Here is an 11,227-nt window from a genome sequence, read left to right on the forward strand (position 1 = left end):
CCGACAAGGTGAGCATCCAGGGCAATGGCGCGAGTAATCCGGTCACCGGCAACCAGTGTGATGCCATCAAGGCGAAGGCGGCGCTCATCGACTGCCTTGGTCCGGATCGCCGGGTCGAGGTACGTGTCACCGGCGTACAGGGCGGCAGCGAGTAGTTGATCTTGAGGCGATAACCATGTCAGACGTGCAGTAAAAAGGGATGCCGAGGCATCCCTTTTGCTTTGCCACTTCCCGCAGAAATCAGAACGAGGTGCGGCGGTAGCGGCGATATTCCGGATGCCAGAAATTGGCGTCGATGGCCTGATCGATCACCTCGTCCGGGGTCTGCACCGCCTTGCCCTGCAGCATGGCGGTCTTGGCCACCATCTTGGCGATGTAGCGGGAGACCTGATGGATATCCGCCAGATCCGGCAGCAGCGAGCCCTCCTCCCCTTTCACCAGCGGCGAGCACTCCGCCAGCGCGCGGCTGGCCGACATCAACATGGCGTCGGTCACCCGGGTGGCGCCGGAGGCGATGACGCCAAGGCCGATCCCCGGGAAGATGAAGGAGTTGTTGCACTGGGCGATGACGTAGCGCTTGCCCTTGTGCTCCACCGGTGCAAACGGACTGCCGGTGGCCACCAGCGCCTGACCGTCGGTCCAGCGGATAAGGTCAGCCGGCGTCGCCTCGACCCGGGAGGTGGGGTTGGAGAGCGGGAAGATGATGGGACGGGCACAGTGCTTGTGCATGGTCTTGACCACCTCTTCGGTGAACAGCCCCGGCTGACCGGAGACCCCGATCAGGATATCCGGGCGACCATGCTCCATCACCTCCAGCAGGGAGATATTGTCCCCCACCGGCCAGTCGGCGATGCGCTCCACCGGTTGGGAGAGACGGCGCTGGAAGTCGAGCTGGTTGGGGATCTTGTCGGTGATAAGACCGAAGCGGTCCACCATAAAGACACGGCTGCGGGCCTGGGCATCGGTCAGCCCTTCGGCCTTCATCTGCGCCACGATCTGCTCGGCAATGCCGCAACCGGCGCTGCCCGCGCCGAGGAAGGCAACCCGCTTCTCGGAGAGCTTGGCGCCGGAAGCCTTGCAGGCGGCGATCAGGCTGCCCAGGGTCACAGCAGCAGTGCCCTGAATATCGTCGTTGAAGCAACAGAGCTCGTTCTTGTAGCGGTTGAGCAGTGGCATGGCGTTGTTCTGGGCGAAATCCTCGAACTGCAGTAGGATGTCGGGCCAGCGGCGCTTGACCGCCTGAATGAAGGCATCGACAAACTCGGCGTACTCATCCCCTGAGATACGCGGATTGCGCCACCCCATATAGAAGGGGTCACTCAGCAGTTGCTGGTTGTTGGTGCCGACATCCAGCACCACCGGCAGGCAGTAGGCGGGCGAGATACCGCCACAGGCGGTGTAGAGGGAGAGCTTGCCGATGGGAATGCCCATGCCGCCGATACCCTGGTCACCCAGACCCAGGATCCGCTCGCCATCGGTCACCACGATCACTTTGACGTTCTGCTTGGTGGCGTTTTGCAGCATGTCATCGATCCTGTCCTTGTCCGGATAGGAGATAAACAGGCCACGGGCGCGGCGATAGATGTTGGAAAACTCTTCGCACGCCTTACCGACGGTCGGGGTGTAGATGATGGGCAGCATCTCGGTCAGGTGGTTGTGCAGCAGACGGTAGAAGAGCGTCTCGTTGGTATCCTGAATGTTGCGCAGATAGATGTGCTTGTCCATGTCGTTGCCAAACGCCATGAACTGGCGATAGGCGCGCTCGGCCTGCTCTTCGATGGTCTCGATATTCTGGGGCAACAGACCTTCGAGGTTGAAGTTGCTGCGCTCTTCGCTGGTGAAGGCGCTGCCCTTGTTGAGCAAGGGGGTCTCCAGCAGGGCGGGACCGGCGTAGGGAATGTAGAGAGGACGTTTCTGGTTATTATCTTCAAACATGGATCTTGGTACCTAAACGGTTAGCTAGACGCAGGGACCCGACGATCCTAGGGGCTTGTCTCATTAATTTCAAAGAGTTTGCACATCCGTTGCAAAAGGTTTGCGACCCAGTCGACGAAAGGCGCCGGGGGTCTGACCAGTCAGACGACGAAAGCGGTTGGCAAAGTTGGCCCCATCGCTATAACCGACCCGGGCCGCCAGCTCGCCAAGTGGCCAGTTGGTATAGAGCAGCAGCTGGCGCGCCTTGTTCATTCTGAGCTCGGTCACTCTCGCCATCGGCCCCATACCGAACGCTTGCTGACAGAGCCGGTGCAGATGGGGCACCGAGCAGGCCATCTGTCGGGCCAGCAGGGCGACACTCCAGGGTTCGTCCAGGCGCGCCTCCACCCGGCGAAACAGTGCCTGCAATCTAAGTTCAGGGGTGCCGCGCACCTCCCCTTGCAGGGTCCGCTCCAGCAGCGCCAGCAACAGGCTGAGCAGTTGAGGTTGCAGCGAAGAGCGAACCCCTTCCCCCTGCATCAGGCTGAGCAGATGATAGAGCTGATCGCCGCCATCCCCTTGCCAGATACGGTGGCCAAGGCGGTGCAGATGCTGCCAGCGCGGCACGTCATCGAGCAAAATCCAGCTGATCTGCCAGCTTTCGCCAATCAGCTTGAGACCACCGGGCACGGCGGCGGGCAGGAAAATCAGCGACCCGGCCGGAATGGCTTGCTCCCCCTCGTCGGTGAGCAGCGCGCCCCCCTCATCGTGACTCACCATCAGGATGTGAAACTCGGGGCGATTGCGACTGATGAGGTAGTGATCCCGCACCTGGGAGAGACCGGTCAGGAAGATCCCCGCCTCGCCGAGCAGGGGCAGCCCTTCACGTCCCAGCATCTGCTCTTCACAGGCTGGCGCTATCTCCAGACACTCGCTGGCAAATGGCATAACACCTCAACAGGATAGTTTTACACAAGAAAACCGAGAGCTACTCACAGTGAGAAGAGCCTCATCAGCCCCTATCATACCCCTGACAAACCTTGCTTTTCTCATACCCGGTTAACAACTATGAATTATTGGCAAGCGATTTTAAAACAAACCACCGATCGCGAGTTCATGACCCGATTGTGGCGGCTGGCCCTGCCTGTCTCGCTGCAATCCATGATGTTCTCCCTGCTCGGCCTCATCGATATCATGATGGTGAGCCAGCTTGGCACCACGGCTGTGGCGGCGGTCGGCTTGGGTAACCGGGTCTTCTTCTTCAATCTGCTGGTGATAGCGGGCCTCGCGGGCGGGGTCTCGGTATTGGCAGCACAATACTTCGGGCGCGGGGAGATGGCCGGGGTACGCCGCTCCCTGGCGCTGGCCATAGTGGGCGCCCTGCTGGTCACCCTGCCCTTTGCCTTCATCTATGTGTTATCACCGGGCAGCGTACTGGGTTTTGCCAGTCAGGATCCGGCACTGCGGGCACTGGCGGATCAATTCTTGATGATCACCGGCGCCACCATCCTCTGTACCGCTATCGTAGTGCCGCTGGAATCAGCCCTGCGCTCGGTCGGTAATGCCGCCGCGCCGACCCGCATCGGCATTATCGCCATCATCGCCAACGTCATCCTCAACTACGCCCTTATTTTCGGTCACTTCGGCTTCGAGGCGATGGGGGTCGCCGGTTCGGCCTGGGGCACCACCATTTCCCGGCTGCTGCAGACAGCCCTGCTGCTGCTCTACGTAAAGCGTTATGAGGCGCGCCTGATCCCGCGCGCACCAGACTGGCTGGCCGCCTTCAAGCGCAAGGAGGTGATGCGCTTTACCCTGATCGCCCTGCCGCTGCTGTTCCATGACGGCCTCTGGGCCTTCGGCATGCTGATTTACGGCTTTCTCTATGCCCATCTTGGCACTGACTCGCTGGCCATCATGACCACCCTCGGCACCCTGGAGAGCATCCTTATCTCCCTCTTCTTCGGACTGGCGGTGGCCTGCTCCACCCTGCTCGGCCACCGGCTCGGGGCCGAGGAGTACGAGGTCGCCTGGCAGCACTCCCAGCTGTTCCTGCTGCTCGCCCCCATCGGCGCGCTACTGGTGGGGATCATCGTCTGGCTGCTGCAAGCCAACCTGCTGCAGTGGGTCGGCAACCTGCCCCCCGAGCTGATGACGGAAGCTGGACAGGTGCTCGGCATCATGTGCCTCGGGATGCTGCTCAAGGTGTTCAACATGGTGGGGATCATCGGGGTGCTGCGCTCTGGCGGTGATGTGAACTACAGCATCTTTATCGACATCGTCGGCATGTGGTGCATCGGCATCCCGCTCGCCTGGGTGGCGGTCACTTTGCTCGGCTGGCCCCTCTCCTGGGTGGTGGCGGTGGTCTTGCTGGAGGAGCTCAGCAAGGTGCTGCTGGTGCAGCGCCGTATTCGCCAACGCTGCTGGCTGAAGAATCTGGTGATCGGATAAACAGCCACAAATCGGGGTCATATCAATGACAGAAAAACCCTGTTTGCAGTATGCTGGGCGCCTCTTCAATCAGAGACAGGGATCCACGGTTTCCCTGTCCAGTAGTCGTTTAAGGAGACGAGCATGCAACCACAGAAAGAGCTGATCACCGAGACGGCCCTGCTTGAGATGGCCAACAAGATCATCAAAGAGCATGAAGACTTCATCCACGGTATGCGCGCCGATTCGGTGGAGCAGAAGGGGGATATTCTGGTGTTCAAGGGGGAGTATTTCCTGGCCGAAGACGGCACCCCGACCGGCAAGACCATGGCAGTCTTCAACATGTTCAAGCTGCTGGCCCAGCAGCTCTCCGGCAAGTACAAGCTGGCCTGATCGCACCAGCTCATTGCCAACAGATGCCGCCCTCAGGCGGCATCTGTTTTTGCGCGGTTCTGCCCCTCGACCACCACGCAGTTGCGTCCCGCCATCTTGGCCTGATAGAGACACTCGTCGGCACGGTTGATCAGAATATCGATGGTGTCATCGGCACGAGCCATGGCAATCCCGATACTCACCGTCACCTCCAGCAATTCGTCCGAGGTGGGGCTCTTCACCAGCCGCGCCTCGACGGCAATGCGCAGCCGCTCAGCCATTTTGCTCGCCAGTGCCGGATCGGCGCAGTTGTGCATCAGGATGGCAAACTCTTCGCCGCCATAACGCCCCAGCACCATGTCAGGCTCCAGCTGCTCCCCCAGGGTGGTCGCCACCTCCTTGAGCACCGCATCCCCCGCCAGATGGCCGTAGATATCGTTGATCCGCTTGAAGCGATCGAGATCCAGCAACATCACCGCAAAGGGCTTCTTCTTGAGTTGCAGCCGGATTCTGGCCTGCTCCAGCTGCTTCATCAGCAGGCGGCGGTTCATCATGCCGGTCAGCTCATCAGTGGTCGATTCCCGATAGAGCCGCAGCAGCATGTTGAGCTGGCCGCACTGCACCCAGCAACTGGCCATGGTAAACATGCCGAGCACCCACACCTGATTCAGGGTGGCCTGACTCCAGATGCTCTGGCCCACCAGCAGCCAGTGGCCCAGCAGCATGGTCACCAGTACCACGCCTGCCAGTTGCAAGCCGAGGGAGAGGGGGATGGGGAAGATGGCAAACAGGGTTATCAGCAGATAGGGAAAGGCAGCATAGCCCGCCTGCAACTCCTGTCCGGCGCCAAAGCTGTTAAGGCAAAAGAGGGAGAAGAGCACCATCACGGCCATCAGGTAGCCAAGGGCCAGCTTCATCCGCTCCCGCTTGAAGTGGATGAGATACGAGAGCGGAATAAGTGGCGAGAGCGCCAGGGTGCAGAAGATCCTGGCCTGGAACAGCTGCTCGAAATGAACGGCGGGCAAGGTCAGCCAATCCACCACGGCCCAGGCGGGCAATCCGAGCATCAGCAAGCAGGTCAGCAGGCGCAAACGCACCGTCATAAAGCCCATGCGAGTACGAGTAAAGTCTTCGGAGTGAACCCTCGCACTCCAGAACTCTGACAACTTGAGCATCCAGAGTCTCCACGATGAATACTGAGGGCTCATTCTACACCTACAAAGTGGTAAAATTGTCATTAGCGGGGAGAATAAAAAGGAGAGGTCGGTCACACAAACCGACAGATGATAATCGCAGTGCGCAAACGTTTCAACCCATCAAAAAATAAACCTTTTTTTGCATAATTAGCGCTGGTCAGCCTCATTTCAATCACTACAATAGCGCCCAATTTTCTCCCCCTCCCCACACAATTCGAGGTACTTATGGAACAGGCTGCTGTCACACGCGCCAATCGAGAGGCACATCCACCCAGGCGAGCCCATAGCGAACTGGTCTATGGCATAGAGGATGTCCCGCCTCTGCCCCAGACGCTGTTCGCCGCCCTGCAGCATATGCTCGCCATGTTTGTCGCCATCATTACCCCGCCCCTGATTATCGCCAATGCCCTCGGCCTCCCTGCCGCCGACACCCGTTATATCGTCTCCATGTCGCTGGTCATGTCCGGCATCGCCTCCTTCATTCAAACCCGCAGCTTCGGCCCCATCGGTTCCGGCCTGCTCTCGGTACAGGGCACCAGCTTCAACTTCCTCGGCCCCATCATCGCCTCCGGTCTCGCTCTCAAACAGGCGGCCATGCCCACCGAGGATCTGTTGGGCACATTGTTTGGCACCATGATGGTTGCCGCACTCACTATCGTGGTGATGAGCCGCTTCCTTCATCTGGTGAAACGGATCATCACCCCGCTGGTCACCGGCATAGTGGTACTGCTGATCGGCCTGACCCTGATCAAAGTCGGCCTGATCAGCATGGGCGGCGGCTATGCAGCCCTCTCTGATGGCAGCTTCGCCAGTCACACCAACCTCTTCCTCTCCCTGCTGGTGCTCGGCCTTATCGTGTTGCTGCAACGCAGTCGCAACCCCTGGTTGCGCCTCTCCGCCATCATGATCGCTATGCTGGCGGGCTATGCCGTGGCCCTGCTGTTGGGCAAAGTGAGCGCCCCCACCTTCGATGGCCCCCTGGTGATGGTGCCCATTCCGCTTCACTACGGTCTCGGCTTTGACTGGCAGCTGTTCGTGCCGCTCGCCATCATCTTCGTGGTGACGGCGCTCGAAGCGATCGGCGACATGACCGCCACCTCGGATATCTCCGGCGAGCCACTGGAAGGGCCTGTCTATATGGAGCGGATCAAAGGCGGCGTGCTGGCTGATGGTGCCAACTCCATGCTGGCGGCAGTTTTCTCCACCTTCCCCATGTCCACCTTCGCCCAGAATAACGGCGTCATCCAGCTGACCGGCGTCGCCAGCCGTCACGTCGGGCTCTTTATCGCCGCCATGCTGGCGCTGCTTGGCCTGTTCCCGGCTGTCGCGAGTCTGGTGCAACAGATCCCCGAGCCCGTGCTGGGCGGAGCTACCATCGTGATGTTTGGCACCATCGCCGCCGCCGGGGTGCGCATCATCTCCCGCGAGGAGCTGGATCGCCGCGCCCTGATGATCCTGGCGGTGTCGCTGGCCATGGGGCTGGGAGTCGCGCAGGTGCCGGAAGTGCTGCAACACCTGCCGGAGCTGGCCAAGAGCGTGCTCTCCTACGGCGTCGCCACCGGTGGCATTACCGCCATCGTGCTCAACCTGCTGCTGCCCAAGCGCGAAGCGCGTCACTCCTAAGAGATCGCCTACCGATAGCAAACAGCCCCGCACTTGCGGGGCTTTACCTTGCCAGTCGCCACGGGTAGTGTGCTGGGCAGCCTTTTTTGAGGATGCCGCCATGCCCTATCGCCTGCTCTCCCCCCTTCCCGATACCGCTTCACCCGCACAGATACTGGCGCAAGAGCAGCACTGGCTGCGCGACTGTGCCCATGACGGCCAGCCCCGCGCTCACCTCTGGCAGGCGCCCCAATGCCTGATTGTCACCCGCAAGGATACCCGCCTCCCCCGTTACGAAGCCGCCTGCCAGCAACTTGCAGACGAAGGCTGGCCGGTGCATGTGCGCGACAGCGGCGGTACCGCCGTGCCCCACGGGGCGGGGATCCTCAACCTATCCCTGCTGCTGCCCCGCACCACCACAGATCTCGCCCACTACTACCGGCTGCTGGGGGCGCCGCTGCTGACCCTGTTGGCGGAGTACGGCCTTGAGGGAAGCTATGACTTCGTGCCCGGATCCTTTTGCGATGGTCAGTACAATCTGGTGATCGGGGGACGCAAGATCACCGGTACCGCCCAGCGCTGGCTGGCGCCGGGGCAGGATCACCAGGGCGCCGTGCTGGCGCAAGCCATGCTGCTGGTGGCGGGTGATGTGGATGAGGGAACCAGGATGGCGAGCCGCTTCTACGAGCTGGCGGGCGGCGAACTGCGTTTTATGGCGGGAACCTCCACCACGCTGGCAAGCTGCATCGGCTGGAGCGGTAGCGATCAGGCACTGGTAGAGAAAGTGCGAGCACGTCTGGATAGCCTGCTGAGCGAGGGGCTATCCCCCTCATTCTGACCTTATCCCGAAGGGAGAGGGAAAATACCCGACCATAGACACAGCGCACAAAAAAGCCACGACCGGAGTCGTGGCTTGTTCTTTTCAAGGGGAGCGTGAAACGGGCTGAGGCGTTCAGGCCGTCTGCGGCTCCGGCTCGGCTTCGCTATCCAGATCCCGGCTAAAGTAGGCGCGGGTCTCGGCGATCACCACATGGCGCAGGCCAATCAGGCCGATGAGGTTGGGCACCGCCATCAGGCCGTTAACGATATCGGCCAGCAGCCAAATCATGTCCAGATGGAGGAAAGCACCGCTCGCCACCAGCGCCAGATAGACCAGACGATAGGGCTTGATTGCCTTAACCCCGAACAGGTATTCGGTGCAGCGCTCGCCGTAGTAGTTCCAGCCAAGGATGGTGGTAAAGGCGAAGAACAGCAGGCCAATGCTCACCAGATACTGGCCGACATGAGCATCGAGCCCTTGGGCAAAGGCCAGACTGGTCATGGCCGCGCCGCTTGCATCGCCGCTCCACACACCGGTCACCACCAGGGTCAGGCCGGTCATGGTGCAGATGATGATGGTGTCGATGAAGGTACCTGTCATGGAGACCAGCCCCTGCTCCACGCACGAATCGGTCTTGGCTGCCGCCGCCGCGATGGGCGCAGAGCCCAACCCTGACTCGTTGGAGAAGACCCCGCGCGCTACCCCGGACTGAATGGCCAGCATGATGCTGGCACCGACGAAGCCGCCGGTCGCCGCATGGCCAGTAAAGGCACTCTCGATCACCAGCATAATGGCATCGGGCAGGGCGCTGGCGTTGTTCACCAGCATGCCCAGACAGGCGACGATGTAGAAGATGGCCATGAAGGGCACCACCTTGCTCGACACGCTGGATATCGACTTGATCCCTCCCAGGGTCACCAGCGCCACGATCAGGGTCAGCACCACGGCGGTCGCTTCACGGGGTACCGAGAAGGAGAGGCTCATGGCGTCTGAGATAGCATTGACCTGCGGGAAGGTACCGATCCCGAAGAAGGCCACGCCGATGCCAAACAGGGCAAACAGCTTGGCCAGCGGCTTGGAGCCAAGCCCCTTCTCCAGATAGTACATGGGGCCACCCGCCATCTGGCCGTTGGCATCCTGCTCGCGATATTTGACCGCCAGCAGACACTCGGCGTACTTGGTGGCCATGCCGAACAGCGCCGCCATCCACATCCAGAACAGGGCACCGGGGCCGCCAAGCTTGATGGCGGTAGCCACCCCGACGATGTTGCCGGTACCGATGGTGGCAGAGAGGGCGGTACAGAGGGCGCCGAAGCTGGAGACATCCCCCTGCTTGCCCTGCCCCTGATCGCGACCAAAAACCAGCCGCAGAGCGAGCGGCAAGCGCACGACCTGAAGCAGACCCAGACGCAGGGTGAGATAGATACCGGTCCCGACCAGCAGGATCAGCAGGGGCGGGCCCCAGATAAAGCTATCGATGGCGGTTAACGCCGATTGAATTGATGACATGCATCCTCCTTAAGAAACAGAAATTAAGGAGGAGAAGGATGATCTTCCCATAGGTGTCGCGATCGGCCAGAGGCGATCGGATGCGGGCTAAGCCCAGGTACAACCATCCCATCCCCTCTGTCCTTTTGCCTGAGAGTTTCCGGCGCCAGCCTGCCCTTACGGGTAGTCATGGTGCCTTGCTCCTTCGGCGCCCGATTTAACGGGTCTCTCCAGAGTATCGTCCAGTAGCAGTCCACACCGGTTGCCCGGTACCTGAAAGATTCACTTCTTCGGTGGATGGTTGCCCATCGCTCTCCTGCTACCTTCATCCGAACTAGTTTGGATTAGGAAGTCGGCATGTTAATCCAAAAAATGTGAGCTGTCTCGCACTTGGCCGCCCCCATTTATATTTTTTTAGTGACCGCCAGAACCGCGGCAAGAATGTTAAATGTTAGTTAACTATCAACAAGTTAGGCTCTCACGGATCAAATGTGGCCCAAACGGGAAAAATGGCGGATAGAGAACAGTGATCCCTCTCGTTTCGCCAAGAAAATCTTGCCGACATATCCAATCAAAATGCTTGCACACAGAATCAATAAGTCGATAATCCGCTGCATAACCAAGCACTTTGCCATCAATTTATGCACTGTGTTCGGTTGGTCCCACCGGACCGCTCGCCTGACCCGGCCGTCGCCGGTTCAATCGCATATGGCTTGGGCATATCACGCCCCCTAAGGATGACCAAAAGAGAATGAACGAGACCCTGGTTGCAAAAGATGTGGTCGCACAAGATTACCGTCAGCTGGTTGAACAATTCGGCTCCCCCCTGCTGCTGCTCGACAAGGCAGCCGTCCGCAAACAGTATCGGGCCCTGGCCGCCGCCCTGCCCGATGTACGATTGCACTATGCACTCAAACCCCTGCCCCATGAGGCGGTGGTCTCTGTCTTGAAGGAAGAGGGGGCCTGTTTCGATCTGGCCACCAATGGCGAAGTGGATCTGGTGCGCAGTCAGGGGGTTCGCCCGGGACGCTGCATTCATACCCATCCCATCAAGCGCGACAGCGATATCCGCTATGCGCTGGAGTTCGGCTGCACCGTGTTTGTCTACGACAACCCGCTGGAGCTGGAGAAGTTCATTCCCTACAAGGACGAAGTGAAACTGCTGCTGCGGGTCAGCTTCCCCAACCCCGAGACCAAGGTCGATCTCTCCAAGAAGTTCGGCTGCACCCCCGAGCAGGCGCTGCCACTGTTGCAACTGGCTCACGCCAAGGGGATCAAGGTGATGGGGCTGTCGTTCCACGTCGGCTCCCAGGTACCCCACGCCCGTCGCCATGTGCAGGCTATCGACGCCTGCCGCGAGATCATGGAGCAGGCCTGGGCGCTCGGGCTCAAGCCCTGGGTGCTGGAT

8 protein-coding genes, 1 pseudogene and 1 riboswitch are annotated in these 11,227 nt (G+C 60.3%); of the genes and pseudogenes, 5 read left to right on the plus strand and 4 right to left on the minus strand.

Annotated features, from left to right (window positions below; all coding sequences use genetic code 11):
- Window positions 1–240 precede the first annotated feature (240 nt).
- Together DBR30_RS15345 and DBR30_RS15350 are read right to left on the minus strand one after the other, a co-directional pair.
- Window positions 241–1,935: an NAD-dependent malic enzyme gene (locus tag DBR30_RS15345; RefSeq protein ID WP_108542461.1), complete on the minus strand. Its 1,695-nt coding sequence runs from the start codon at window positions 1,933–1,935 to the stop codon at window positions 241–243.
- A 69-nt stretch (window positions 1,936–2,004) separates the two neighbouring features.
- The gene (locus DBR30_RS15350; protein WP_181363599.1) at window positions 2,005–2,862 is read right to left on the minus strand and encodes a helix-turn-helix transcriptional regulator; all 858 of its coding nucleotides are present in this window, start codon (window positions 2,860–2,862) and stop codon (window positions 2,005–2,007) included.
- Between the two features lie 120 nt (window positions 2,863–2,982).
- Between DBR30_RS15350 and DBR30_RS15355 the strand changes: the two genes are divergently transcribed.
- Window positions 2,983–4,362: an MATE family efflux transporter gene (locus DBR30_RS15355; protein WP_108542462.1), complete on the plus strand. Its 1,380-nt coding sequence runs from the start codon at window positions 2,983–2,985 to the stop codon at window positions 4,360–4,362.
- 123 nt (window positions 4,363–4,485) lie between these two features.
- Window positions 4,486–4,734, plus strand: coding sequence for a YciN family protein (locus DBR30_RS15360; RefSeq protein WP_005338382.1), 249 nt, complete (start codon window positions 4,486–4,488; stop codon window positions 4,732–4,734).
- 32 nt (window positions 4,735–4,766) lie between these two features.
- Here the strand turns inward: DBR30_RS15360 and DBR30_RS15365 are convergent, their stop codons facing one another.
- Window positions 4,767–5,888 (minus strand): GGDEF domain-containing protein, encoded by a 1,122-nt coding sequence (locus DBR30_RS15365; protein ID WP_108542463.1) that lies wholly within the window; start codon window positions 5,886–5,888, stop codon window positions 4,767–4,769.
- Window positions 5,889–6,134: 246 nt separating this feature from the next.
- On the opposite strand from DBR30_RS15365, the gene DBR30_RS15370 reads away from it, so the two are divergent.
- A complete protein-coding gene (locus DBR30_RS15370; RefSeq protein ID WP_108542464.1) occupies window positions 6,135–7,532 on the plus strand; it encodes a nucleobase:cation symporter-2 family protein in 1,398 nt (465 codons plus the stop codon).
- A gap of 100 nt (window positions 7,533–7,632) precedes the next feature.
- Window positions 7,633–8,349: a lipoyl protein ligase domain-containing protein gene (locus DBR30_RS15375; RefSeq protein WP_108542465.1), complete on the plus strand. Its 717-nt coding sequence runs from the start codon at window positions 7,633–7,635 to the stop codon at window positions 8,347–8,349.
- A 114-nt stretch (window positions 8,350–8,463) separates the two neighbouring features.
- On the opposite strand, the gene DBR30_RS15380 is transcribed toward DBR30_RS15375, so the two are convergent.
- A complete protein-coding gene (locus tag DBR30_RS15380; protein WP_108542466.1) occupies window positions 8,464–9,840 on the minus strand; it encodes an alanine/glycine:cation symporter family protein in 1,377 nt (458 codons plus the stop codon).
- 107 nt (window positions 9,841–9,947) lie between these two features.
- Window positions 9,948–10,063: riboswitch (glycine riboswitch) on the minus strand.
- A 507-nt stretch (window positions 10,064–10,570) separates the two neighbouring features.
- Here DBR30_RS15380 and DBR30_RS22295 point away from each other — a divergent pair.
- Window positions 10,571–11,227, plus strand: a pseudogene (locus DBR30_RS22295) (type III PLP-dependent enzyme); the annotation flags it as partial.

It is taken from the genome of Aeromonas sp. HMWF017, from assembly GCF_003061465.1.
Classification (GTDB): Bacteria; Pseudomonadota; Gammaproteobacteria; order Enterobacterales; family Aeromonadaceae; genus Aeromonas; species Aeromonas veronii.